General features: G+C 68.5%; 22 protein-coding genes. 15 read left to right on the top strand and 7 right to left on the bottom strand.

The window, feature by feature from the left end:
* Positions 1-17: 17 nt before the first annotated feature.
* From ABZY11_RS08530 to ABZY11_RS08520, 3 genes are all read left to right on the top strand, one after another.
* A complete protein-coding gene (locus tag ABZY11_RS08530) occupies positions 18-1,277 on the top strand; it encodes a histidine kinase (protein ID WP_356478407.1) in 1,260 nt (419 codons plus the stop codon).
* Complete coding sequence (locus ABZY11_RS08525; RefSeq protein ID WP_356478406.1) at positions 1,274-1,969, top strand: response regulator transcription factor; 696 nt, start codon at positions 1,274-1,276, stop codon at positions 1,967-1,969. Before ABZY11_RS08530 ends, ABZY11_RS08525 begins: the two co-directional genes overlap by 4 nt.
* Before the next feature lie 165 nt (positions 1,970-2,134).
* On the top strand, positions 2,135-5,302 hold the full coding sequence (locus ABZY11_RS08520) for an efflux RND transporter permease subunit (protein WP_356478405.1): 3,168 nt from the start codon (positions 2,135-2,137) through the stop codon (positions 5,300-5,302).
* 325 nt (positions 5,303-5,627) lie between these two features.
* On the opposite strand, the gene ABZY11_RS08515 is transcribed toward ABZY11_RS08520, so the two are convergent.
* On the bottom strand, positions 5,628-5,846 hold the full coding sequence (locus ABZY11_RS08515) for a hypothetical protein (RefSeq protein WP_356478404.1): 219 nt from the start codon (positions 5,844-5,846) through the stop codon (positions 5,628-5,630).
* A gap of 55 nt (positions 5,847-5,901) precedes the next feature.
* Entirely contained in the window at positions 5,902-6,882 is a 981-nt protein-coding gene (locus ABZY11_RS08510) for a YafY family protein (RefSeq protein ID WP_356478403.1), read from the bottom strand.
* Positions 6,883-7,318: 436 nt separating this feature from the next.
* Here ABZY11_RS08510 and ABZY11_RS08505 point away from each other — a divergent pair, with 436 nt between their 5' ends.
* A complete protein-coding gene (locus ABZY11_RS08505; RefSeq protein WP_356478410.1) occupies positions 7,319-7,765 on the top strand; it encodes a nuclear transport factor 2 family protein in 447 nt (148 codons plus the stop codon).
* Between the two features lie 403 nt (positions 7,766-8,168).
* Here the strand turns inward: ABZY11_RS08505 and nadA are convergent, their stop codons facing one another.
* Positions 8,169-9,365: a quinolinate synthase NadA gene (gene nadA / locus ABZY11_RS08500; protein WP_356478402.1), complete on the bottom strand. Its 1,197-nt coding sequence runs from the start codon at positions 9,363-9,365 to the stop codon at positions 8,169-8,171.
* A 246-nt stretch (positions 9,366-9,611) separates the two neighbouring features.
* Here nadA and ABZY11_RS08495 point away from each other — a divergent pair, with 246 nt between their 5' ends.
* The gene (locus ABZY11_RS08495) at positions 9,612-9,968 is read left to right on the top strand and encodes an iron-sulfur cluster assembly accessory protein (RefSeq protein ID WP_030933606.1); all 357 of its coding nucleotides are present in this window, start codon (positions 9,612-9,614) and stop codon (positions 9,966-9,968) included.
* A 105-nt stretch (positions 9,969-10,073) separates the two neighbouring features.
* On the opposite strand, the gene ABZY11_RS08490 is transcribed toward ABZY11_RS08495, so the two are convergent.
* Both ABZY11_RS08490 and ABZY11_RS08485 read right to left on the bottom strand, forming a co-directional pair.
* Positions 10,074-11,558 (bottom strand): hypothetical protein, encoded by a 1,485-nt coding sequence (locus tag ABZY11_RS08490; protein WP_356478401.1) that lies wholly within the window; start codon positions 11,556-11,558, stop codon positions 10,074-10,076.
* A 152-nt stretch (positions 11,559-11,710) separates the two neighbouring features.
* Positions 11,711-11,908, bottom strand: coding sequence for a hypothetical protein (locus ABZY11_RS08485; RefSeq protein ID WP_356478400.1), 198 nt, complete (start codon positions 11,906-11,908; stop codon positions 11,711-11,713).
* Positions 11,909-12,069: 161 nt separating this feature from the next.
* Between ABZY11_RS08485 and ABZY11_RS08480 the strand changes: the two genes are divergently transcribed.
* On the top strand, positions 12,070-13,044 hold the full coding sequence (locus ABZY11_RS08480) for a carbohydrate kinase family protein (protein WP_356478399.1): 975 nt from the start codon (positions 12,070-12,072) through the stop codon (positions 13,042-13,044).
* Positions 13,045-13,058: 14 nt separating this feature from the next.
* Here ABZY11_RS08480 and ABZY11_RS08475 read toward each other — a convergent pair whose 3' ends face one another.
* Positions 13,059-14,441: an aminotransferase class V-fold PLP-dependent enzyme gene (locus ABZY11_RS08475; protein WP_356478398.1), complete on the bottom strand. Its 1,383-nt coding sequence runs from the start codon at positions 14,439-14,441 to the stop codon at positions 13,059-13,061.
* 270 nt (positions 14,442-14,711) lie between these two features.
* Between ABZY11_RS08475 and coxB the strand changes: the two genes are divergently transcribed.
* From coxB to ABZY11_RS08455, 4 genes are all read left to right on the top strand, one after another.
* On the top strand, positions 14,712-15,674 hold the full coding sequence (gene coxB, locus ABZY11_RS08470; RefSeq protein ID WP_356478397.1) for a cytochrome c oxidase subunit II: 963 nt from the start codon (positions 14,712-14,714) through the stop codon (positions 15,672-15,674).
* Positions 15,671-17,407 carry a cytochrome c oxidase subunit I gene (gene ctaD, locus ABZY11_RS08465; protein WP_356478396.1) on the top strand — a complete coding sequence of 579 codons (1,737 nt, stop codon included), beginning with the start codon at positions 15,671-15,673 and terminating at the stop codon, positions 17,405-17,407. The genes coxB and ctaD overlap by 4 nt, the downstream gene beginning before the upstream one ends.
* Entirely contained in the window at positions 17,404-17,802 is a 399-nt protein-coding gene (locus tag ABZY11_RS08460; protein WP_356478395.1) for a cytochrome c oxidase subunit 4, read from the top strand. Before ctaD ends, ABZY11_RS08460 begins: the two co-directional genes overlap by 4 nt.
* 110 nt (positions 17,803-17,912) lie before the next feature.
* On the top strand, positions 17,913-19,169 hold the full coding sequence (locus ABZY11_RS08455; RefSeq protein WP_356478394.1) for an Ig-like domain-containing protein: 1,257 nt from the start codon (positions 17,913-17,915) through the stop codon (positions 19,167-19,169).
* A 57-nt stretch (positions 19,170-19,226) separates the two neighbouring features.
* Here ABZY11_RS08455 and ABZY11_RS08450 read toward each other — a convergent pair whose 3' ends face one another.
* On the bottom strand, positions 19,227-19,628 hold the full coding sequence (locus ABZY11_RS08450; RefSeq protein ID WP_356478393.1) for a hypothetical protein: 402 nt from the start codon (positions 19,626-19,628) through the stop codon (positions 19,227-19,229).
* Between the two features lie 187 nt (positions 19,629-19,815).
* Between ABZY11_RS08450 and ABZY11_RS08445 the strand changes: the two genes are divergently transcribed.
* From ABZY11_RS08445 to trpD, 5 genes are all read left to right on the top strand, one after another.
* The gene (locus tag ABZY11_RS08445) at positions 19,816-20,436 is read left to right on the top strand and encodes a heme-copper oxidase subunit III (protein WP_356478392.1); all 621 of its coding nucleotides are present in this window, start codon (positions 19,816-19,818) and stop codon (positions 20,434-20,436) included.
* A gap of 62 nt (positions 20,437-20,498) precedes the next feature.
* Complete coding sequence (locus tag ABZY11_RS08440) at positions 20,499-21,308, top strand: c-type cytochrome (protein ID WP_356478391.1); 810 nt, start codon at positions 20,499-20,501, stop codon at positions 21,306-21,308.
* Positions 21,305-22,357, top strand: a complete 1,053-nt coding sequence (locus tag ABZY11_RS08435; protein ID WP_356478390.1) for a Rieske 2Fe-2S domain-containing protein — start codon at positions 21,305-21,307, stop codon at positions 22,355-22,357. Before ABZY11_RS08440 ends, ABZY11_RS08435 begins: the two co-directional genes overlap by 4 nt.
* Entirely contained in the window at positions 22,354-23,979 is a 1,626-nt protein-coding gene (locus tag ABZY11_RS08430; protein ID WP_356478389.1) for a cytochrome bc complex cytochrome b subunit, read from the top strand. Before ABZY11_RS08435 ends, ABZY11_RS08430 begins: the two co-directional genes overlap by 4 nt.
* A gap of 123 nt (positions 23,980-24,102) precedes the next feature.
* On the top strand, positions 24,103-25,167 hold the full coding sequence (gene trpD, locus ABZY11_RS08425; RefSeq protein WP_356478388.1) for an anthranilate phosphoribosyltransferase: 1,065 nt from the start codon (positions 24,103-24,105) through the stop codon (positions 25,165-25,167).
* Positions 25,168-25,241: the final 74 nt, after the last annotated feature.

The following is a 25,241-nucleotide window of genomic DNA, read 5'->3' as shown; positions in this document are numbered from 1 at the left end:
CCGTAACGTAGCTTGACGTGACCACCCTCGGATCCGGGGTTCTGCGCATCCGGTACTGGCTGCGCGACCATCCCCTCGCGCTGGACGCCGCGCTGGCCCTGGCGGTGCTGGTCGCCATGATCGTCGGGTCGTTCGCCCACCCGGGCGCGGGCAACGGGCCCACCTTCGGCACCCGCGCGCCCGCAGTGAGCAGCGTGCTGCTGATGGTGCCCGGTGCCGTGGCGCTCATCTGGCGGCGGCGCAATCCCATGGCGGTGCTCGCCTTCACCGCCGGGCTGACGGTGGTCGAGCTGGTGAGATCGGACCCGCCCGCGCCCGTGGTCATGAGCACCGTCATCGCGCTGTACACCGTCGCCGCCCGCACCGACCGGCCCACCACCTGGCGGGTCGGTCTGCTGACGGTTGCCGTGCTGACGGCCGCTGCGATGCTCTTCGGCGCGGCGCCCTGGTACGCCCAGGAGAACTTCGGCGTCTTCGCCTGGACCGGCATGGCCTGTGCCGCGGGGGACGCAGTCCGCTCCAGGCGCGCCTTCGTCGACGCGATCAGGGAACGCGCCGAACGGGCCGAACGAACCCGCGACGAGGAGGCCCGGCGGCGGGTCGCCGAGGAGCGGCTGCGCATCGCCCGCGATCTCCACGATGTCGTCGCCCACCACATCGCCCTGGTCAACGTCCAGGCCGGGGTGGCCGCCCACGTCATGGACAAGCGCCCCGACCAGGCCAAGGAGGCGCTGGCCCACGTCCGGGAGGCCAGCCGCTCCGCGCTCGACGAACTACGGGCCACCGTCGGGCTGTTGCGCCAGTCCGGCGACCCGGAGGCGCCGACCGAACCCGCCCCGGGGCTCGCCGTCCTCGATGACCTGGTCGACACCGTCCGCCGGGCCGGGCTCCCCGTCGAGGTGGCCTGCACCGATCGGCGGCCCCCGCTGCCCGCGGCCGTCGACCTGGCCGCGTACCGGGTCATCCAGGAGGCGCTGACCAATGTCCGCAAACACGCGGGCCCCGGGGCCAGGGCCGAGGTGAGCGTCGTACGGGTCGGGTCCACGGCCGAGATCACCGTGATCGACAACGGCGACGGCGGGGGCGACGGCGAGGGCGACGGCGGCGGTCACGGCCTGCTCGGCATGCGCGAACGCGTCACCGCGCTCGGCGGCACCCTCACCGCGGGGCCCCGCTACGGCGGCGGATTCCGGGTCCATGCGATCCTGCCCGTCGAGGCCCGAACGGCGGAGTCCGGGAAGCCGGGCGCGGCGGGCCGGACGGGGGAAAACGCATGACACCGCCCATCAAGGTGCTGCTCGTCGACGACCAGGCGCTGCTGCGCAGCGCGTTCCGGGTGCTGGTCGACTCGGAGGCCGACATGGAGGTGGTCGGCGAGGCGGCGGACGGCGCGCAGGCCGTGGAGCTCGCCCGCTCGACCCGTGCCGACGTGGTGCTCATGGACATCCGGATGCCCGGTACGGACGGACTCACCGCGACCCGCATGATCAGCGCCGATCCGGAGCTGGCCGGCGTACGGGTGGTCATGCTCACCACCTTCGAGGTGGACGAGTACGTGGTGCAGTCGCTGCGGGCCGGGGCGTCCGGCTTCCTGGGCAAAGGGGCGGAACCGGAGGAACTGCTCAATGCCATCCGTATCGCCGCGGGCGGCGAGGCGCTGCTCTCGCCCGCCGCGACCAAGGGCCTGATCGCCACCTTCCTCGCGCAGGGCGGCAGTTCGGACAGCGACGGGCCGAGCGCCGCGGAGTACTCCGAGCGGCTGGCCGCGCTCACCGGCCGCGAGCGCGAGGTACTCGTCCTGGTCGCGGGCGGCCACTCCAACGACGAGATCGCCGAGCGGCTCGTCGTCAGCCCGCTCACCGTCAAGACCCATGTGAACAGAGCGATGGCGAAGCTGGGGGCCAGGGACAGGGCCCAATTGGTAGTAATTGCCTACGAATCCGGCCTGGTGCGCCCCAGGGTGGAGTGACAGGTGGAGATACGGCGTACTCCACCTGCGGTATGCGCGACATAAGAAAGCAACCCGGGGGCCGACGCTTTCGCCCCTGCCGGTCGGCGATCGTATAGCTGGGCCGGGTCTGTTCCCGAGTCACCCGCCCACCTGCCGCGTAAGCCACAGAAGAGAGACCCACCCATGTCCTGGCTGTCCAGATTCAGCCTCGCGCAACGGGCCCTGATCGGACTGATCTCGATCGTCGCGCTCGTATTCGGAGCGATCGCGATCCCGCAGCTCAAGCAGCAGCTGCTGCCCACCATCGAACTCCCGATGGTGTCGGTAATCGCCCCCTACCAGGGTGCGTCCCCCGATGTGGTCGAGAAGCAGGTCGTCGAACCGCTCGAGAACTCCGTCAAGGCCGTCGACGGCGTCACCGGCATCACCTCGACCGCCAGCGAGGGCAGCGCCGTCATCATGGCGTCCTTCGACTTCGGCAGCGAGGGCACCAAGCAGCTCGTCGCCGACATCCAGCAGGCGGTGAACCGCGCCCGCGCCCAGCTTCCCGACGACGTCGACCCGCAGGTCATCGCCGGCTCGACGGACGACATCCCGGCCGTCGTCCTCGCCGTCACCTCCGACAAGGACCAGCAGGCGCTCGCCGACCAGCTGGACCGGACGGTCGTCCCCGCCCTGGAGGACATCAGCGGCGTCGGCCAGGTCTCCGTCGACGGTGTGCAGGACCTCCAGGTCTCCATCACCCCCGACGACAAGAAGCTCGCCGCCGCCGGTCTGAACGCCATGACGCTCTCCCAGGCGCTCCAGGCGGGCGGCGCGACCGTCCCCGCCGGTTCCTTCTCCGAGTCGGGCAAGAGCCGCACCGTCCAGGTCGGCGGTGCCTTCACCTCCCTGAAGCAGATCGAGGACCTGCGGGTCACCGGTCAGGACCCGGCCACGGGCAAGCCCGGCGAGCCGGTCCGCGTCGGTGACGTCGCCACGGTGAAGCAGGAGCCGTCCACCGCGGTCTCCATCACCCGTACCAACGGCAAGCCGAGCCTCGCCGTGATGGCCACGATGGACAAGGACGGCAGCGCCGTCGCCATCTCGGACGCGGTCAAGGACAAGCTCCCCGACCTCCGCAAGGACCTCGGTGCCGGTGCCGAGCTGACCGTCGTCTCCGACCAGGGTCCCGCCGTCTCCAAGGCGATCTCCGGTCTGACCACCGAGGGCGCGCTCGGTCTGCTCTTCGCCGTCATCGTGATCCTGGTCTTCCTCGCGTCGCTGCGTTCGACCCTGGTCACCGCGGTCTCCATCCCGCTCTCCGTGGTCCTCGCGCTGATCGTGCTCTGGACCCGTGACCTCTCGCTCAACATGCTCACGCTGGGCGCGCTGACCATCGCGATCGGCCGCGTCGTCGACGACTCGATCGTGGTCCTGGAGAACATCAAGCGCCACCTCGGCTACGGCGAGGCGCGCCAGTCGGCGATCATCACCGCGGTGAAGGAAGTGGCCGGCGCGGTCACCTCCTCGACCCTCACCACGGTCGCCGTCTTCCTGCCGATCGGTCTCGTCGGCGGCATGGTCGGCGAGCTCTTCGGCTCCTTCTCGCTGACCGTCACCGCGGCCCTGCTGGCCTCCCTGCTGGTCTCGCTGACCGTCGTCCCCGTCCTGTCGTACTGGTTCCTGCGCGCCCCGAAGGGCGCCACGGAGAACCCGGGCGAGGCCCGTCGCAAGGCCGAGGAGAAGGAGGCCCGCAGCCGGCTCCAGCGGCTGTACGTCCCGGTGCTGCGCTTCGCGACCCGGCGTCGTGTCACCAGCATCGTCATCGCCGTCGCCGTGCTCCTCGGCACCTTCGGCATGGCCCCGCTGCTGAAGACCAACTTCTTCGACCAGGGCGAGCAGGAAGTCCTCTCCATCAAGCAGGAGCTGGCTCCCGGCACCAGCCTGGCGGCCGCGGACAAGGCGGCCAAGAAGGTCGAGAAGGTCCTCACCGACGACGAGGGCGTCAAGGACTACCAGGTCACCGTCGGCTCGTCCGGTTTCATGGCGGCCTTCGGCGGCGGCACCGGCTCCAACCAGGCCTCGTACCAGGTCACCCTGAAGGACTCGGGCCACTTCGACGCCACCCAGAAGCGCATCGACGCGGCGCTCGGCAAGCTCGACGGCATCGGTGACACCAAGATCTCCGCGGGCGACGGCTTCGGCAGCCAGGACCTCAGCGTCGTGGTCAAGGCCGCCGACGCGGACGTGCTGAAGAAGGCGTCCGAGAAGGTACGGGCCGAGGTCGCCGGACTCAAGGACGTCACCGACGTCCAGAGCGACCTCGCGCAGAGCGTCCCGCGGATCTCGGTCAAGGCCACGCCCAAGGCCGCGGAGGCCGGCTTCAACCAGACCACGCTCGGCGCGGCCGTCGCCGGAGCGGTGCGCGGCACCCCGTCCGGCAAGGCGATCATGGACGACACCGAGCGCGACGTCGTCATCAAGTCCGCCCACCCGGCGACCACGATGGCCGAGCTGAAGAACCTTCCCCTCGGCCCGGTGAAGCTCGGACAGATCGCCGATGTCGAACTGGTCCCCGGACCGGTCTCGATGACCCGGATCGACGGCCAGCGCGCCGCGACCATCACCGCCAAGCCCACCGGTGACGACACCGGTGCGGTCAGCTCCGCGCTCCAGACGAAGATCGACGCCCTGAAGCTCCCGGACGGCGCCACCGCCACCATCGGCGGTGTCTCCGAGGACCAGAGCGACTCGTTCAAGAAGCTCGGCCTGGCCATGCTGGCGGCGATCGCGATCGTCTTCATGCTGCTGGTGGCGACCTTCCGGTCCCTCGTCCAGCCGCTGATCCTGCTGGTCTCCGTCCCGTTCGCGGCCACCGGCGCGATCGGCCTGCTGGTCATCACCGGCACCCCGATGGGCATCCCGGCGATGATCGGCATGCTGATGCTGATCGGCATCGTGGTGACCAACGCGATCGTGCTGATCGACCTGATCAACCAGTACCGGACCCAGGGCATGGGCGTCGTCGAAGCGGTCATCGAGGGCGGCCGCCACCGGCTCCGCCCGATCCTGATGACCGCCCTGGCGACGATCTTCGCCCTGCTCCCGATGGCACTCGGCGTCACCGGCGAGGGCGGCTTCATCTCGCAGCCGCTCGCGGTGGTCGTGATCGGCGGCCTGGTCACCTCGACGCTGCTCACGCTGATCCTGGTGCCGACCCTCTACTCGATGGTGGAGCTCCGCAAGGAGCGCCGCGCGAAGAAGAAGACGATCAAGCGCGCCAAGAAGGCCGGCGGTCCGGTGCAGGCCGAGTCCACCGAGTCGGACGAGTCGGACGAGACGCGCACGGCGGAGCCGTCGGGCGTGTAGTCGGTTTGGTGAACCGGTAAAAGCGGGAACGGCCTGTCCCACGCGGGAGCGTGGGACAGGCCGTTCTGCTGGTTCCGTTGTTTCTGTTGCTCCTGCCGTTTCCGCGCCCCATGGAGGCCGGGCTCACGCTTGCGGAGGACGAGGAAGCCGTGGCTTACGCAACCGAGCACTGCTCTTGTACCAGCGAGGCGTGAGCGGCCGGCCCGAAGGGACGGGGCGTTCCTCGGGACGGATCAGGAAGTGGGCCTCGGGCAGATGCCCGGGGGCGGTGTGCAGAACGGGCAGGTCCGTACAGCCGATGAGCCCCAGCATGAGGCAGGCCGTCTCATGGGCCCGGAGGACGGTCTCCCTCGGCGAGGTTGCGGTAGAAGACCCGGGCGAAGGTGGACGTGTACGCACCGGGGGCCTGTCCCTGCCGGCCGATGGCGACTGGGACGGAGCCGACCAGTTCTTTGGCGAACGGCTCCGTCCAGCAGGCGTTGAGGACGAGCAGATGCGGGCCGAGGGAAGCGGCGGCGACGCAGTCGCGTAAGCCCTTCAGCACGACGGGGGCTTCGCCACCGTCGTCGGTGACGAACCGTGGTCCACCGTCAGGAATGTCAGACCGGTCGTCGGTAGATGCGGGTCAGGGCGTCAAGTGTCCGGGTGATCTGTTCACGGAGTCCGGCCGGGGCGAGGATCTCGGCCTCGGCGCCGAGTTTGAGAAGTTCGGGAAGCGCCTGTTCAACGGACTCGATCGGGATCGTCACGCAGGTCCAGCCATCGGCATCCGGGGGCGTTGCCGTCCGGTGTGCGGCATCGGCCATGGCTGAGCCCCATAGATGGGGCAATCGGTGGAAGGTGCTTGGAGACAGACGGACGGTAGCCTCGTCCTGGTGGCGGCGCGTGTCGAAGAACTGCAGGTAGTTCTGCCAGTAGTCGGCCAGGTCGAACCCGTCGGGCCGTTCGAACCGCTCATCGAGGACGTGCAGGTCCACTATCCGCGAGATGCGGTAGGTGCGGAGCTGCTCGGTGCCGCCGGCTACGAGGTACCAGTGACCTGCCTTGAGTACCAGCCCGTACGGTTCTACGGTCCGGGTGATCTCGTGAGGTTCGGCCCAGCGCAGATAGCGCACCCGCACGGCTCGGTTGTTCCACACCGCCTCCGCGACCGTGCTCAGGTGCGGCGCGCGGTCGCTTTCTCGGTACCACGGCGGGGCGTCGAGGTGGAATCGCTCGGCGATCCGGCCGGCGCGGTCGCGCAGCTCGACAGGCAGCGAGGCCATGAGCTTGAGCTGCGCGGCGGTCACGGCTGCGCCCATGCCAAGGTCGGCGGCGGCCGTCGGCAGCCCGGTCAGGAACAGCGAATCGGCCTCATCCGTGGTCAGCCCGGTCAGCCGGGTGCGGAAACCGCCGAGCAGTTGATAGCCGCCGTCGTGACCGGGTTCGCCGTACAGCGGCACACCTGCCGCACTGAGGGACTCCATGTCACGGTAGACGGTGCGCACGGACACCTCCAGAGTGTCTGCCAGCTCCTGTGCTGTCATCCGTTCCCGGGTCTGCAGGAGCAGCAGGATGGATACCAGTCGGCTCGCGCGCATGCGGCGAAGTCTGCCGCAGTCCACTGACACGAGGTGTCAGTGGAGCGGAAATAGCGTCCCACCCATGGATATTGACATTGATATCGACCAGTTTGTCGAGCGGTATGTCGCGGTGTGGAATGAGCCCGACCCGGTGGCGCGCCGACGCGCTGTTGCCGAGCTGTGGGACGCGGACGGTGTCGAGACCACCGAATCCGCGCGGTACCACGGTCACGACGCCCTCGAAGCCCGGATCGCCGAGGCCCACAACGATCTGGTGCGGGACGCAGGATTCGTCTTCCGGCCCGCGGGCGACGCGGCCGGCCATCACGACACGATCACCTTCACCACTTACATGGTCCCCACAGCCGGAGGGGACATCGCCTGGACCGGCCGCACCGTTCTCACCCTCGGCGGGAACGGGCTCATCCGGAGCGAATACCAGTTCACCGTGGACATGCTGGCCGCCGGGACGAAGGCGAGCACTCGTGCAACGGCGGAGGACTTCCTTCGTCGGCTGAGCGAGGGCGACCCGGACCGGATCGCTGAACTGTTTGCAGAACACGTCGACTGGCAGTTGAACTGGCCGGACAGTGGCCACCCGGCGGCGCCGTGGATCCGTCCCCGCTCGACCCGCGCCGACGTCGCCGGCCATTTCCGGGAGATAGCCGCCTTCCACGTTCCTGAGAAGTCGGCCGGAACGGTATCCCGCGTCCTCGTCGACGGCACGGACGCGATCGTGCTCGGCGACATCCGGCAGACCGTAAAAGCCACAGGCCGACCGTACAGGGCCCTGTGCGCGCTCCACCTCACCGTCGAAGAAGGCCTGATCACCCGCTACGCAGTCTACGAAGACAGCCTCACCATCACCGAAGCCCTCGCTGACCAGCCGGTGCACCGCTGAACAACCAGTCGCCTCGGAGGACCTGACAGCCCGCGCCGAGCGGGGGTGGTCGGCAGGGAGGGCATCATGCTCCGCGGTGTCAGCGAACGAAGGCGAGCTCAAGCGGTCACGAACCCACAAGTGGACACCGGCGACAGCTCGCGTCGGAGAGCAACATCGATGAAGGGGCTACCGGATCGATTTGCAGTACCTCAACCGCGGATCAGAACGCCGGTCATCAGAACGACGCCCTGATCCGGGCCGGCATGGAAGAGAGGACCAGGCTGCGCAGGCCCAGCAGCTGAACGACGCCCGCGAAAAGACCGAGCGGGGCGATCAGATCGGCCAGCAGGTCGACCTGATCGGCCCCTCTCTCATCACAGACGGAATCGGCCTTTCCGGCCCTCCCGGGGCACGGAACCGGCTACGGCAGCGCCAGCATCCGCTCCAGTGCGAGCTTCGCGTACTTCTCCGTCTCCGGGTCGACCTCGATCCGGTTGACCAGGTTGCCCTCGGCCAGCGACTCCAGCGCCCACACCAGGTGCGGCAGGTCGATCCGGTTCATCGTCGAGCAGAAGCACACCGTCTTGTCGAGGAAGACGATCTCCTTGTCCTCGGCCGCGAACCGGTTCGCCAGGCGCCGCACCAGGTTCAGCTCGGTGCCGATCGCCCACTTCGAGCCGGCCGGCGCCGCCTCCAGGGCCTTGATGATGTACTCCGTCGAGCCGACGTAGTCCGCCGCCGCCACGACCTCGTGCTTGCACTCCGGGTGCACCAGCACATTGACGCCCGGAATCCGCTCGCGCACATCGTTGACGGACTCGACCGAGAAGCGGCCGTGCACCGAGCAGTGCCCGCGCCACAGGATCATCTTCGCGTCGCGCAGCTCCTCGGCGGTCAGACCGCCGTTGGGCTTGTGCGGGTTGTAGAGGACGCAGTCCTCCAGCGACATCCCCATGTCCCGGACCGCGGTGTTCCGGCCCAGGTGCTGGTCGGGGAGGAAGAGGATCTTCTCGCCCTGCTCGAAGGCCCACTCCAGCGCCCGCTTGGCGTTGGACGAGGTACAGATCGTGCCGCCGTGCCGGCCGGTGAAGGCCTTGATGTCGGCGGAGGAGTTCATGTACGAGACCGGCACGACCTGCTCGGCGACCCCGGCCTCGGTCAGCACGTCCCAGCACTCGGCGACCTGCTCGGCGGTGGCCATGTCGGCCATGGAACAGCCCGCCGCCAGGTCCGGCAGCACGACCTTCTGGTCGTCGGTGGTCAGGATGTCCGCGGACTCGGCCATGAAGTGCACGCCGCAGAAGACGATGTACTCGGCCTCCGGTCGCGCGGCCGCGTCCCGGGCGAGCTTGAACGAGTCGCCGGTGACGTCGGCGAACTGGATGACCTCGTCGCGCTGGTAGTGGTGGCCGAGGACGAACACCTTGTCCCCGAGCTTCTCCTTGGCCGCGCGGGCACGCTCCACCAGGTCCGGGTCGGACGGGGATGGCAGGTCGCCGGGGCACTCGACGCCGCGCTCGCTCTTCGGGTCGGCCTCACGGCCGAGCAGGAGCAGGGCGAGGGGCGTCGGCTGGACGTCGAGATCCTGGACGGGGTGGGCCGTGGTCACGTCACGCACCCTTTCTTCTCTGCTGAAAGCCTCTGCGAAAAGCTTCCGCGAAGCCTTTTCGTCTAATTGACGTTATCTATCATATCCGGTTCACGTCACTTTGACGATGGCCATAGTGTCGATGTGACGCATCCCCCGCGCCGACCGGTGTGCGAGCATGAATGGAACAGGCAAGCGCTCGGCCCGGAATGAATCCGCGGTCCCGACGGTTGCAACGTCGGCAAGCAGTCTCCGTACAACCCGGGAGAGAAGCAGATGTCCGTATCGGACGAGACCACCACCGTGAGCGACGGCATCCTCCTGTCCGACGCCGCCGCAGCCAAGGTCAAGGGCCTGCTGGAGCAGGAAGGCCGTGACGACCTGGCGCTGCGCGTCGCCGTCCAGCCCGGCGGCTGCTCGGGCCTGCGCTACCAGCTCTTCTTCGACGAGCGTTCGCTCGACGGTGACGTCGTGAAGGACTTCGACGGCGTCAAGGTCGTCACCGACCGGATGAGCGCTCCGTACCTGGGCGGCGCCTCCATCGACTTCGTCGACACCATCGAGAAGCAGGGCTTCACGATCGACAACCCCAACGCCACGGGCTCCTGCGCCTGCGGCGACTCCTTCAGCTGAGCTGAGGGCGGCGCCGACGCCCCAGGGCGCTGCGCCGGAGCGGCACAACGGCGGCGGCCCCGGAATCCGGGACCGCCGCCATCGTCGTACCCGAGGGCCCGGCGCTCAGGCGCGGGGCACGTCGCCGCCCGACACCGCGTCGACCACGGTCCGGTCGCCGAGCGGCGCGTCGAGCGTCACCGTCCGGGTCAGCTCCTTGGCGATCATGATGCAGACCTTCTTCCCGGCCTGCTTCGTCTCCGTCACCTTCACGGTCACCTTGTTCTGGTCCTCGGTCGCGCTCGCGGTGTACGTACTGCACACCCCGCCCCAGAACGTCACCGACAGGGTCCGTCCGTCCGCGCTGTACGAGAGCAACTGCCGCTGGGGCTTCTCCGGGTTCCCCGGGGGAGGCGTCGGGGCCGGCGTGGGGACGGTCGTCGCCGGTGCGTCCTTCGCCAGGTACGAGGGAGCCACGGCGACCTGCGACACCGTGGTGCCCAGACCGCCCGCGGCCGGCCGCACCGAGAAGAGCCAGGACGGCACGAGCGTCTGCTTGCCCGCCTCGTACTGCATCGCCAGGCCGAACACCGCCTTGTCCACCGTCACGGTCGTCGTCGGCCGCTCCGCCCCGGTCCGCGCCCCGCAGTGCGCCTTCGGCGATTTCAGGCCTTCATCCAGCGGTACGGGGGTGGCGCATCCACCGATGTCCGCGGGTGCGTCCTTGCGGGACGCCGGCCCGTTCAGCTGCTTCAGTGCCTCGGCCGCGCCGATCACCGGATAGCTCTCGCCCTTCTCCAGGGCCTTCAACTGTCCGCCGCCGCCCACCACTTCACCATTCGGCCCCACCTGGATCCCGGTCGACCAGCCATACGTGGGAAGCCCGTCCACCTTCGGGTCGGCGTTCACCACCCGTACCGAGCCCATCAGTTGACGGGTGTCGAGCGCGGCGTCGTCCTGTCCCGCCGCCTTCAGGACCGGGGTCGCGGCGGCCCGGGCGGCGCTCTCGCTCACCGGGGAACCGGAACCGCCCGGGGACAGCTGCTCGCTCGAACAGACCGCGGTCTTACGGCAGTTGTCCGTACCGCCGGAGCCGTAACGGGCGAAGGACCAGGTGCCCGGCGCCTGCTTGTTCACCCGCAGGACCGGGCCCGAGCCGTCCCGGGTGGACCCCACGATCCAGGCCGTGCCCTCCGCATGCGGCGTCCCCGGCAGCTTCAGCGCCTTCGCCAGCCGGGCCACCTCGGCCTCGGAGACGGTCCCCTTCGCGCGCTGCACCGCGGCCGTGCGCGGCCCCTCGGGCAGCTTGCCGGACACGCGGTAGACCACCCGGCCGCCGTTCGGGTCGGGCTCGCCCGGCGCGATGCCCCGCACGGGCCCGTCCGGCGTCGCGGAGCCGTCCGACCCGGCGTCCAGGGACAGCGGGGGAGGGGTGCGCCCCCCGCTGTCGTCCGCGCTGCCGGCCGCCGCGCCGTCGCCGTCGGCCGCGGTCGCCGCCCAGTACGCGCCGCCGCCACCGGCCAGCAGTACGGCTGCCGCCACCGAGGCCACGGCGAGCGGCGAACGCCGCCGGGGGCCGGTCACGTCGTTGTCGGGTCGCTCGGTGCTCACCGGATCGCTCCTTCGCCTGCATAGCCGTCACACGCCGTCACCCGGCCTGTCGTCCGCCCCCCGGAACGGGGGCAACGGTGGGACGGGGCAGCGGCGCGCACGGTTCCCGCGCGGGGGCGTCGGGTGCGATCGGTGCCGGTCTGGGCCGCCTCTCAGTCGCCGTAGTCGGACATGGCGTCGACCAGCCGGGCGGAGGCGGCGGGCACCGTGACCCCGTGAATCCGGGACGGCGCGACCGGAACAGGGGCAGACTTCGGGTGGGCCACCCAGTGCGGAGCCATCCGCGCGCAGTCCCCGCGCAGCTCGGCCAGGCTGATCTCGGACTCGCGCGTGGCGATGTGGTTCGACATAACCGCACCGTAGGCACCACACGCCTCAGGAAGAAAGCCCTACTATCGGGTAGTTTTCCCCCCTTCAGGCGGGTCCGGGGAACCGGTAGCGTGAACTGTCACGCCGCCCCGGGAACAGACAGTCACCCGTTCCCCCCGATCTCCGCAGGAGCAGTCTCCCCGTGCGAATCGCAGTCACCGGCTCCATCGCCACCGATCACCTCATGACCTTCCCCGGCCGTTTCGCCGACCAGCTGGTCGCGGATCAGCTGCACACGGTCTCGCTCTCCTTCCTGGTCGACAATCTCGACGTGCGCCGGGGCGGTGTCGCCGCCAACATCTGCTTCGGCATGGGCCTGCTGGGTACGAAGCCGATCCTGGTCGGTGCCGCCGGCTCCGACTTCGACGAGTACCGCGCCTGGCTCGACCGCCACGGCGTCGACACCGGGTCGGTCCGGATCTCCGAGGTCCTGCACACCGCCCGTTTCGTCTGCACGACGGATGCCGACCACAACCAGATCGGTTCCTTCTACACCGGTGCGATGAGCGAGGCCCGGCTCATCGAGCTGAAGGCCGTCGCCGACCGGGTCGGCGGCCTCGACCTGGTCTCGATCGGCGCCGACGACCCCGAGGCGATGCTCCGCCACACCGAGGAGTGCCGCTCCCGGGGCATCCCGTTCGCCGCGGACTTCTCGCAGCAGATCGCGCGGATGGACGGCGACGAGATCCGGATCCTCCTGGACGGCGCCACGTACCTCTTCTCCAACGAGTACGAGAAGGGGCTCATCGAGTCCAAGACCGGCTGGACCGACGAGGAGATCCTGGCCAAGGTCGGCCACCGGGTCACCACCCTCGGGGCCCGCGGCGTACGCATCGAGCGGGCCGGCCAGGACCCGATCGAGGTCGGCTGTCCCGAGGAGGAGATCAAGGCCGACCCGACCGGCGTCGGCGACGCGTTCCGGGCCGGTTTCCTCTCCGGTCTCGCCTGGGGCGTCGGCCTGGAGCGCGCCGCCCAGGTCGGCTGCATGCTGGCCACCCTGGTCATCGAGACGGTCGGCACCCAGGAGTACACGCTGCGTCGCGCCCACTTCATGGACCGCTTCACCAAGGCGTACGGCCACGACGCCGCCGCCGAGGTCCACGCACACCTGGGCTGATCCGGCGGACGGGCTCAGACGAGCCGGCGGACCACATAGGCCGAGCCACGGTCCGCCGGCTCCTCGCCCACGTACTCCTGCTCGCGCATCGCGCACCAGGCCGGGATGTCCAGACGTGCCGCCTCGTCGTCGGAGAGCACGGTCACCGTCCCGCCCACCGGCACCTCCCCGATCACCTTCGCGAGCTCGATCACCGGGATCGGGCAGCGCTTCCCGAGCGCGTCGACCACCAGGGACGCGGCCGGGGCGGGGGAGGGGGACGCCGGTACCGGCGCGCCCAGCCTCTCCCGTACCTCCGCCACCGCCCGGGGCAGCACGTCCAGGAAACGGTCGACGTCCTCCTGGGCGGTGCCGTTCGGCAGCGACACCCGTACGTTCCCCTCCGACAGCACCCCCATGGCCCTGAGCACATGGCTCGGTGTCAGCGTGCTGCTGGTGCAGGACGAACCGGACGATACGGAGAAACCGGCCCGGTCCAGCTCATGGAGCAGTGTCTCCCCGTCGACATAGAGACAGGAGAAGGTCACCAGATGCGGCAGCCGCCGCACCGGATCGCCGACCACCTCCACATCGGGCACCAGCTCCGGCACCGCGGCCCTGATCCGGTCCACCAGGGCCCGCAGCCGTACGGACTCGGCGGCGGCCTCGGCCCGCACCGCCCGCAGCGACGCCGCCGCGGCGACGATCGCCGGAATGTTCTCGAACCCCGCCGCCCGCCCCGATTCCCGCTCGTCGGCCGGTCCTTGCGCGGCGAACCGCACCCCCTTGCGCACCGCCAGCAGCCCAACGCCGGACGGCCCGCCCCACTTGTGGGCACTGCCCACCAGCAGCGACCAGCCGGCCGGCACCGGCTCCCGGCCCAGCGTCTGCGCGGCGTCCACCAGCAGGGGCACCCCTGCCGCCCGGCAGACCTCCGCGACACCGGCCACCGGCTGCTCGGTGCCGACCTCGTGATTGGCGGACTGCAGACAGGCCAGCGCGGTGTCCTCGCGCAGCACCTCCGCGTACGCCGCCGCGCTCACCGCCCCCGACCGGTCCACCGGGACCTCGGAGACCGATCCGCCCTGCGCCTCATGGGCGGCGGCCGAATGGAGCACCGACGAGTGTTCGACCGAGGAGACGACCAGGTGACGGCCGACACGCCGACGCCCCGCGAGGGCTCCGGAGATTCCCGAGTGCACCGCCCGGGTCCCCGAAGGAGTGAATGTGAGCTCGTCCGGGCGGCATCCGACGGCCTCGGCGGCGGCCTCCCGGGCGGAGTCCAGCAGCAGCCGGGCCCGCCGTCCCTCGCGGTAGAGCCTGGCCGGGTCGGCCCAGCCCTCGTCCAGCGCGGCAAGCAGCGCCTGGCGTGCGACGGGGTGCAGGGGGGCGGAGGACGCGGTGTCGAAGTAGGGCACACGGCCACGCTAGCCCGAGCCCGGCCCAGGCCGGGGGACGGGCCGCCCGGAGGGTCAGGAGAGGGGCCGTCAGATGGCGGCCGGAGGCCCGTATTCCACCCCTTCGGGGAGTCGGGCGGCGCGTTTGGCACCCTCCCCGCGCGACCCCAAATAGCGTCCAGTAGGGTTTGGTCCGCATAAACATCCAAACCCCTGCCCGCGTCAGGGCGGCGACCGACCAGAAAGACGGCCGCGCCGACCGCGCGGGCGAGACTCTCGGGAAGGCGCTACGTGAGTCCCAACGGCTCCGACCGCTCGTCGCGGCGCCCGATGCGGCGGAAGCTGCCGCAGGTGCTGACTGCGGGCCTGATCCTGGCGACCGCAACCGGTTGCACATACAAGGACTTCCCCCGCCTTGGTATGCCTACGCCGGTAACAGAAGAGGCACCACGGATCCTTTCCCTCTGGCAGGGCTCGTGGGCGGCAGCGCTCGCCACGGGCGTGCTGGTCTGGGGCCTGATCCTGTGGAGCGTCATCTTCCACCGGCGCAGCCGCACCAAGGTCGAGGTTCCTCCGCAGACCAGGTACAACATGCCCATCGAGGCGCTGTACACCGTGGTCCCTCTGATCATCGTCTCGGTGTTGTTCTACTTCACCGCGCGCGATGAATCGAAGCTCCTCTCGCTCTCCCCGAAGCCTGCCCACACCATCAACGTGGTGGGCTACCAGTGGAGCTGGGGCTTCAACTACATCGAGAACGTGGACGGCTCGGCCGCCACGGGCAATGAGATCCCCAAGGAGCTCGACGCCATCCCCAACCGGTTCCAGGAGCAATTCCCCAAGGGTGCGGAAGGCGTCTACGACTTCGGCATCCCGGGAACCCGGAACCCGCAGAACGGCAACCCGGGTCCGACCCTGTGGCTGCCGAAGGGCGAGAAGGTCCGTTTCGTTCTGACTTCGCGTGACGTCATCCACTCCTTCTGGGTGGTGCCGTTCCTCATGAAGCAGGACGTCATTCCGGGCCACACCAACGCCTTCGAGGTGACCCCCAACCAGGAGGGCACCTTCATGGGCAAGTGCGCCGAGCTCTGCGGCGTCGACCACTCCCGGATGCTCTTCAACGTCAAGGTCGTCTCCCCGGAGCGCTACCAGGCGCACCTCAAGGAGCTGGCGAAGAAGGGCCAGACGGGCTACGTGCCGGCCGGCATCGAGCAGACTGACCCGGCCAGGAATGCGGAGACGAACAAACTGTGAGCATCCTCAACGAACCTCAGGGTGCCGCGGCAGCAGACGACTCGTACGAGGACGAGCTGCCGGTCCGGCGCAAGCAGCCGGGAAACGTCGTCATCAAGTGGCTGACCACCACTGACCACAAGACGATCGGCACGATGTACCTGGTCACATCGTTCGCGTTCTTCTGCATCGGCGGTCTGATGGCGCTCATCATGCGCGCCGAGCTGGCCCGTCCCGGCACGCAGATCATGTCGAACGAGCAGTTCAACCAGGCATTCACGATGCACGGCACGATCATGCTGCTGATGTTCGCGACGCCGCTGTTCGCCGGATTCGCGAACTGGATCATGCCGCTGCAGATCGGCGCGCCCGACGTGGCGTTCCCGCGGCTGAACATGTTCGCCTACTGGCTGTACCTCTTCGGTTCGCTCATCGCGGTGGCCGGCTTCCTCACCCCGCAGGGTGCGGCGGACTTCGGCTGGTTCGCCTACTCCCCGCTCTCGGACGCGGTCCGGTCGCCGGGTATCGGCGCCGACATGTGGATCATGGGTCTGGCCTTCTCCGGCTTCGGCACGATCCTCGGTTCGGTCAACTTCATCACCACGATCATCTGCATGCGCGCTCCCGGCATGACGATGTTCCGCATGCCGATCTTCGTCTGGAACGTCCTGCTGACCGGTGTGCTGGTCCTGCTGGCCTTCCCGGTCCTGGCCGCCGCGCTCTTCGCGCTGGAGGCGGACCGTAAATTCGGTGCGCATATCTTCGACGCGGCCAATGGCGGCGCATTGCTCTGGCAACACCTCTTCTGGTTCTTCGGCCATCCAGAGGTGTACATCATTGCCCTGCCATTCTTCGGAATCATTTCCGAGGTGATTCCGGTGTTCAGCCGGAAGCCGATGTTCGGCTACATCGGCCTGATCAGCGCGACGATCGCCATCGCGGGTCTCTCCGTGACCGTGTGGGCGCACCACATGTACGTCACGGGCGGTGTGCTGTTGCCGTTCTTCTCGTTCATGACATTCCTCATCGCGGTACCCACCGGTGTGAAGTTCTTCAACTGGATCGGCACGATGTGGAAGGGGTCGCTGTCCTTCGAGACACCGATGCTCTGGGCCGTCGGCTTCCTGATCACCTTCACCTTCGGTGGTCTGACCGGCGTGATCCTGGCATCGCCCCCGATGGACTTCCACGTCTCGGACTCGTACTTCGTCGTCGCGCACTTCCACTACGTCATCTTCGGCACCGTGGTCTTCGCGATGTTCTCCGGATTCCACTTCTGGTGGCCGAAGTTCACCGGCAAGATGCTGGACGAGCGGCTCGGCAAGATCACGTTCTGGACGCTGTTCGTGGGCTTCCACGGCACGTTCCTGGTGCAGCACTGGCTCGGTGCCGAGGGCATGCCGCGTCGTTACGCGGACTACCTCGCCGCGGACGGCTTCACCGCGCTGAACACGATCTCGACGATCTCCTCGTTCCTGCTCGGCCTGTCGATGCTGCCGTTCTTCTACAACGTGTGGAAGACCGCCAAGTACGGCAAGAAGATCGAGGTCGACGACCCCTGGGGCTACGGCCGCTCGCTGGAGTGGGCGACCTCCTGCCCGCCGCCGCGGCACAACTTCCTCACCCTGCCGCGGATCCGTTCCGAATCCCCGGCGTTCGACCTGCATCACCCGGAGATCTCGGCGCTGGAGCAGCTGGAGCACCCCTCCGAGGATGACAAGGCCCTCGCTGGTGGCAAGGAGGCCGGCAAGTGAAGATCCAGGGCAAGATGTTCCTCTGGCTGAGCGTCTTCATGCTCGCCATGGCCGTCACGTACGGCGTGTGGTCGAAGGAGCCGGCCGGTACCACCGCGCTCGTCCTGGCCTTCGGCCTGAGTGTCATGATCGGCTTCTACCTGGCCTTCACGGCGCAGCGGGTCGACGCCATGGCTCAGGACAACAAGGAAGCCGATGTCGCGGACGAGGCCGGCGAGGTGGGGTTCTTCTCCCCGCACAGCTGGCAGCCGCTCTCGCTGGCGGTCGGCGGTGCCCTCGCCTTCATGGGGGTCATCTTCGGCTGGTGGCTGCTCTACTTCTCGGCCCCGATGATCCTGATCGGTCTGTTCGGCTGGGTCTTCGAGTACTACCGCGGTGAGAACCGCACCCAGTGACACCGCTCCACCTGACGGGGGGCCCGCACTTCTCCACCGAGAGGAGTGCGGGTCCCCCGTTTGCAGTCATCCCGCGCGCTGAAACGGATGAATCTTCTTAGCGTGGGTGCATGAACCACACGCCGCGCATCCGCCCCATAGTGAGCTGCACTCTGCTGGTCGTGACCCTGGTCGCAGGTGTGACCGCCTGTGGCGGGTCCGGCGCCCATCCGCTCGCGGAGAAGCCGTACGACGCGGTGGACGAGATCTCCGCCAACGCGTCCGACGGCGACGAGAAGGTCGACCCCGGCAAGCCGCTGGAGGTCACCGTCAAGGGTGACGAGGGCCGGATCACGGACGTGTCGGCCGTCGACACGACCGGCCGCCATCTGGCGGGCGAGCTCGACGCCGACGGGAAGCGGTGGCACTCCACCGTCCCGCTCGCCGCCGGCACCCGGTACACCGTCCGGGTCAGCATGGAGGACGACGACGGCGCTCCGGGCAGCCGTACGCTCTCCTTCGGGACCACCTCCGCCAAGAAGTTCCTCAAGGTCGCCTTCGGCCCTCAGGCGGGCACCTACGGCGTCGGACAGCCCATCACGGCGGAACTCAGCGCTCCGGTCAAGGACAAGGCGTCCAGGGCCAACGTCGAACGCGCCCTGCGGGTCCGCTCGACACCCGCGGTGACCGGTTCCTGGTACTGGGTCGACGACAAGACCCTGCACTACCGCCCCAAGGACTACTGGCCCGCCAGGGCCACCATCGACGTCACCAGCGGCCTGGCCGGCGTCAAGGTCACCGACACCCTCTACGGCGCCCCCACCAAGGCGTTGAGGCTCACCACGGGCGACCGCATCGAGGCCGTCACCGACGCCACGACGCACTCGATGACGGTCAAGCGCAACGGGAAAGTGATCAAGACCATTCCGGTGACGACCGGCAAGCCCGGCTTCGCCACCCGAAACGGCGTCAAGGTCGTACTGGGCAAGGAGTACTACGTACGTATGCGCGGCGAGACGATCGGCATCGCGGAGGGCTCGTCCGACTCGTACGACCTGCCGGTCTACTACGCGACGCGTGTCACCTGGAGCGGCGAGTACGTGCACGCGGCCCCCTGGTCCACCGGCTCGCAGGGGTACGCGAACGTCAGCCACGGCTGCACGGGCATGAGCACCAGCCAGGCCCAGTGGTTCTTCAACACAGTGCGCCAGGGCGACATCGTCACGGTCGTGGGCAGCCAGGGCGAGACGATGACGCCGTTCGACAACGGCTACGGCGACTGGAACCTGTCCTGGGCCAAATGGCTGAAGGGCAGCGCCCTGCAGAAGAACACCACCCCGGACCGTACGGACACGATCCAGGCGGCGCGACTGCGCCCCGAGGTCTGACCGGCCCGGGGAGTGCGCTGCCCCTCAGCGGGACCGCGGACGAAGCCGCGGCAGGTCTCAGGCGCTCACGCAGTCCCTGCTGCGCAGCAGGGCGGCCAGGGTGTCGGCGAGCTCGACCGGTTCGACCGGCAGGGTCACCGCGGCGTCCGCACGGCTCCAGGTGGCCAGCCAGGCGTCCTGCGGGCGCCCCATCAGCAGCAGCACCGGCGGGCAACGGAAGATCTCGTCCTTGATCTGCCGGCAGACGCCCATGCCGCCCGCGGGCGCCGTCTCGCCGTCCAGCACGCAGACGTCGACGCCGCCGCGGTCCAGGGCTTCGAGTACGGCGGGCAGGGTGGCGCATTCCAGGAATTCCACCGGTGGCACATCAGCCGCGGGCCTGCGCCCGGCTGCCAGCCTCACCTGCTCACGGGTGTTGGCGTCGTCGCTGTAGACCAGGACCGTGGCGGTCGGCTGCATTGTTCCTCCGTGACATCTGTGTCTTCGGGGCTTTCAGGGCATGAACCGATGCGCGGATCGTACTCCGACCGACGGCCTGTCAGCACCGCTCGGGACAGCTGTTCCATGGGCCGTTCGGGGAGGGCACACCCGGCTGACACACCGAACGGCACCCCCCGGGGTGAGGGCGGGATAAGCGACCGACATAATGTCGGTCGTGGCGACAGCAACGACAGTAGAAACCGGGCACGCGCACCCGTCGGTCAATCGACCGAACCTCACCAGCGTCGGAACCATCATCTGGTTGAGTTCCGAGCTGATGTTCTTCGCGGCCCTCTTCGCGATGTACTTCACCCTGCGATCGGTGACGGGACCGGACCACTGGAAGGAAATGGCTTCGGCCCTGAACTTCCCGTTCTCGGCGACGAACACCACGATCCTGGTGCTCTCCTCACTCACCTGCCAGCTCGGCGTCTTCGCCGCGGAGCGGGGCGATGTGAAGAAGCTCCGTACCTGGTTCGTGATCACTTTCGTGATGGGTGCGATCTTCATCGGAGGCCAGGTCTTCGAGTACACCGAGCTGGTGAAGGAGGAGGGCCTCTCGCTGTCCTCCGACCCGTACGGCTCGGTGTTCTACCTGACCACAGGCTTCCATGGTCTGCATGTGACAGGCGGCCTCATCGCCTTCCTGCTCGTTCTGGGCAGGACGTACGCAGCCAAGAGGTTCACCCACGAACAGGCGACCGCCGCCATCGTCGTGTCCTATTACTGGCACTTCGTCGATGTCGTGTGGATCGGCCTCTTCGCCACGATCTACATGATCAAGTAACCGGGCTCGAACCCGAACCACATCCAGCATCGACGCAGAAGATCCTGACACCGGGGTAATCCGTGAAAAAGCTCTCCGCACGACGACGCCATCCGTTGGCGGCGGTCGTCGTACTACTCCTCGCGCTGGCGGCCACTGGGGGGCTCTACGCCGCGTTTGCGCCCGCGAGTAAGGCGCAGGCCGACGAAACCGCCCAGTCCCTCGCCATCGATGAGGGCAAGAAGCTGTACTCCGTCGGTTGCGCCAGCTGCCACGGAACCGGCGGTCAGGGCACCACCGACGGGCCGAGCCTGGTCGGCGTGGGCTCCGCCGCCGTTGACTTCCAGGTCGGTACGGGCCGTATGCCGGCGCAGCAGCCCGGCGCCCAGGTGCCGAAGAAGAAGGTCATCTACAGCCAGGCGCAGATCGACCAGCTCGCGGCGTACGTCGCGTCGCTCGGCGCCGGCCCGATCATTCCGAGCAAGAGCCAGGTAAGCCCTGACGGTGCGGACATCGCCAAGGGTGGCGACCTGTTCCGTTCCAACTGCGCTCAGTGCCACAACTTCACCGGTGAGGGCGGCGCGCTGTCGAACGGCAAGTACGCGCCCAGCCTTGAAGGCGTGGACCCGAAGCACATCTACGAGGCCATGCAGACCGGCCCGCAGAGCATGCCGTCCTTCCCGGACACGACGATGCCCGAGCAGCAGAAGCGGGACATCATCGCGTACATCCAGACCGTGAACAGCAGCCAGTCGGAGAACCCGGGTGGTCTGAAGCTGGGTGGCCTGGGGCCGGTCAGCGAGGGTCTGTTCGCCTGGATCTTCGGGCTCGGCGCACTGATCGCAGTTGCCATTTGGGTCGCGGCCCACACCGCTAAGGCCAAGAAGTCATGAGTAGCCAAGAGATTCCAGACGAGAAACTGCCTGCTGAGCAGGAACCCGCGCACGACGCGGTGAAGGTCGCGGACGACCCGTTCGCCGACCCGGGGCTGCCGGCCCACAAGCCGCGCATCCAGGACATCGACGAACGGGCCGCGAAGCGCTCCGAGCGCGCCGTCGCGTTCATGTTCACGCTGTCCATGCTGGCGACGGTCGGCTTCATCGCCTCGTACGTCATCTTCCCGGTCGACAAGATCGTGTACATCTGGCCCTTCGGCCACGTGAGCGCGCTCAACTTCTCCCTGGGTCTGACCCTGGGCGTGGCCCTCTTCACGATCGGCGCCGGCGCCGTCCACTGGGCGCGCACGCTGATGTCCGACGTGGAGGTCGCCGACGACCGGCACGCCATCGAGGCCGAGCCCGAGGTCAAGGCGAAGGTTCTGGCGGACTTCGCGGCGGGTGCCGAGGAGTCCGCGTTCGGACGGCGCAAGCTGATCCGCAACACCATGTTCGGCGCGCTGGCCCTGGTGCCGCTCTCCGGTGTGGTGCTGCTGCGCGACCTCGGTCCGCTGCCGGAGAAGAAGCTTCGTTCCACCCTGTGGGCCAAGGGCAAGCAGCTCATCAACATGAACACGATGGAGCCGCTGCGTCCCGAGGACGTCGCCGTCGGTTCGCTGACCTTCGCCATGCCCGAGGGCCTGGAGGAGAGCGCGCACGACTTCCAGAACCAGATCGCCAAGGCCGCGCTGATGATCATCCGCATCGAGCCGGACAACATCAAGGACAAGCGCGAGCGCGAGTGGGCCCACGAGGGAATCGTGGCCTTCTCCAAGATCTGCACCCATGTCGGCTGCCCGATCAGTCTGTACGAGCAGCAGACCCACCACGTGCTCTGCCCGTGCCACCAGTCCACCTTCGACCTCTCCGACGGCGCCCGCGTCATCTTCGGTCCGGCCGGTCACGCCCTTCCGCAGCTGCGGATCGGTGTGAACGCCGAGGGCAACCTCGAAGCGCTCGGTGACTTCGAAGAGCCCGTCGGTCCTGCCTTCTGGGAGCGCGGATGAGTACTGCGACCGACACACAGCGCAAGGCGCCCGCCGGTGAGCGGGTGGCCGACTGGGCGGACGGCCGGCTCGGGATCTACTCCCTGGCCAAGGCCAACATGCGCAAGATCTTCCCGGACCACTGGTCCTTCATGCTCGGGGAGATCGCGCTCTACAGCTTCATCATCATCATCCTCACGGGTGTGTATCTGACGCTGTTCTTCGACCCGAGCATGAGCGAGGTCGTGTACCACGGCTCGTACGAGCCGATGCAGGGCATCCGGATGTCCGCGGCCTACGCCTCGACGCTGGACATCAGCTTCGACGTCCGCGGCGGTCTGCTCGTTCGCCAGATCCACCACTGGGCCGCGCTGATCTTCCTGGCCGGCATGTTCGTGCACATGATGCGCGTCTTCTTCACGGGTGCGTTCCGCAAGCCGCGTGAGATCAACTGGCTGTTCGGCTTCCTGCTGTTCGTGCTGGGCATGTTCACCGGCTTCACCGGCTACTCGCTCCCGGACGACCTGCTGTCCGGTACGGGTGTCCGCTTCACCCAGGGCGCGATCCTGTCGATGCCGGTTGTCGGCACGTACATCTCGATGTTCCTGTTCGGCGGAGAGTTCCCCGGTCACGACTTCGTCGGCCGGTTCTACTCGATCCACATCCTGCTGCTGCCGGGTATCATGCTCGGTCTGCTGGTGGCGCACCTGATCCTGGTCTTCTACCACAAGCACACGCAGTTCGCGGGTCCCGGCCGGACCAACAAGAACGTCGTCGGCATGCCGCTGCTGCCGGTGTACATGGCGAAGGCCGGTGGCTTCTTCTTCCTGGTCTTCGGCATCATCGCCGTCATCGCGGCCATCGCCACGATCAACCCGATCTGGAACATCGGCCCGTACCGTCCGGACCAGGTGTCCACCGGCGCCCAGCCCGACTGGTACATGGGCTTCGCCGAGGGACTGATCCGAGTGATGCCCGGCTGGGAGATCAACCTCTGGGGCCACACGCTCGTCCTGGGTGTGTTCATCCCACTGATGGTCTTCGGACTGGTGCTCGGGGTCATCGCCGTCTACCCGTTCGTCGAGTCCTGGATCACCGGGGACAAGCGCGAGCACCACATCCTGGACCGCCCGCGCAACGCCCCGACCCGGACGGCCTTCGGCGTCGCCTGGATCACCGAGTACGTCGTCGTCTTCATCGGCGGTGCCAACGACCTGTGGGCCACGCACTTCCACCTGTCGCTGAACGCCATCTCCTGGTTCGTCCGGATCTTCATCTTCGCGGGCCCGGTCCTCGCGTTCATCGCCACCCGGCGGATCTGCCTCGGCCTCCAGCGCCGCGACAAGGAGAAGGTGCTGCACGGGCGCGAGTCCGGCATCATCAAGCGCCTGCCGCACGGTGAGTTCGTCGAGATCCACGAGCCGCTCAGCCCCGAGCAGCTGCACACGCTCACCGCGCACGAGCAGTACAAGCCGGTCGAGATCGGCCCGACGGTCGACGAGAACGGTGTCGAGCGCAAGGTGTCTCTCCTGCAGAAGCTGCGGGCCCGGCTCAGCAAGGGCTACTTCGGCGAGAACAACCAGATCGCCAAGCCCACCGTCGAGGAGTACAAGGAGATCACCAGCAGCCACGGTCACCACTGATCGCCTGAACTGATCGCCACAGCGGGAGCCCCGTCCATTCGATGGACGGGGCTCTTTGCCGTCCCCGGCGCTCGATAGGGTGGAGGCGATCCCTTTTACCGGCTGTGGACCCAGGAGCGGACCATGAACGTTGTGACCCCGATCGGCGGCGACAGCGTGGCGGACCGTTCCTGGCCCGGTGTGCTGAACCCCCTGCTGCGCGGCGAGAACCTCACCGCCGACGAAACCGCGTGGGCGATGGACCGCATCATGAGCGGTGAGGCGAGCGATGTGCAGATCGCCGGGTTCGCGGTGGCCCTGCGCGCCAAGGGCGAGACCATCGACGAGGTGTCCGGCCTGGTGCGGGCGATGTACGAGCACGCCAACACCATCCACGTACCCGGTCGCACGGTCGACATCGTCGGCACCGGCGGCGACCTCGCCAAGACGGTCAACATCTCCACCATGTCGGCGGTCGTCGTCGCCGGTACCGGCGCCAAGGTCGTCAAGCACGGCAACCGCGCCTCCTCGTCGGCGAGCGGTTCCTCCGACGTGCTGGAGAAGCTCGGCGTCAACCTGGACCTCAGCGCGCAGCGGGTCGTCGAGGTCGCCGAGGAGGCGGGCATCACCTTCTGCTTCGCGGTGAAGTTCCACCCCGCCCTGCGTTATGTCGCCCGGGCCCGCAAGGAGCTCGGCACGCCGACGACGTTCAACATTCTCGGGCCGCTCACCAACCCGGCCAGGGTGCGCTCCCAGGCCGTCGGCGTGGCCGACCTGAAGATGGCGCCCATCGTCGCCGGAGTCCTTGCCGAGCGCGGCAATTCGGCGCTGGTCTTCCGCGGCGACGACGGCCTGGACGAGCTGACGACGACCGCGACCTCGCGGGTATGGGTGGTCCGGGACGGAACGGTGCGCGAGGAGGCGTTCGACCCGCGCGACGTCGGCCTGGAACTGGTGCCCGTGCAGGCCCTGCGCGGTGCGGACGCCTCGTACAACGCCGATGTGGCCCGGCGGGTGCTGGCCGGCGAGCGGGGCCCCGCGCGGGAGGCCGTGCTGCTCAACTCGGCGGCGGCCCTGGTGGCCCTCGACCCGACGGACGGCACGCTGAACGAGCAGCTCGCCGCCGGTATCGCGAAGGCCGCCGAGTCCATCGACTCCGGGGCGGCGGCCCGCGCGCTGGAGCGCTGGGTGGCGGTCAGCAACGCCTGAACGGGCGGAGATGTGGCGCGGGGCGAAGTCCGGATCCTGGACTGCGCCTTGCGCGTCTTCGTACGTATGGCAAG

This window comes from Streptomyces sp. NPDC006510 (assembly GCF_040611955.1).
Taxonomy (GTDB): Bacteria; Actinomycetota; Actinomycetes; order Streptomycetales; family Streptomycetaceae; genus Streptomyces.
This window is presented reverse-complemented; position numbering and strand designations above follow the sequence as displayed.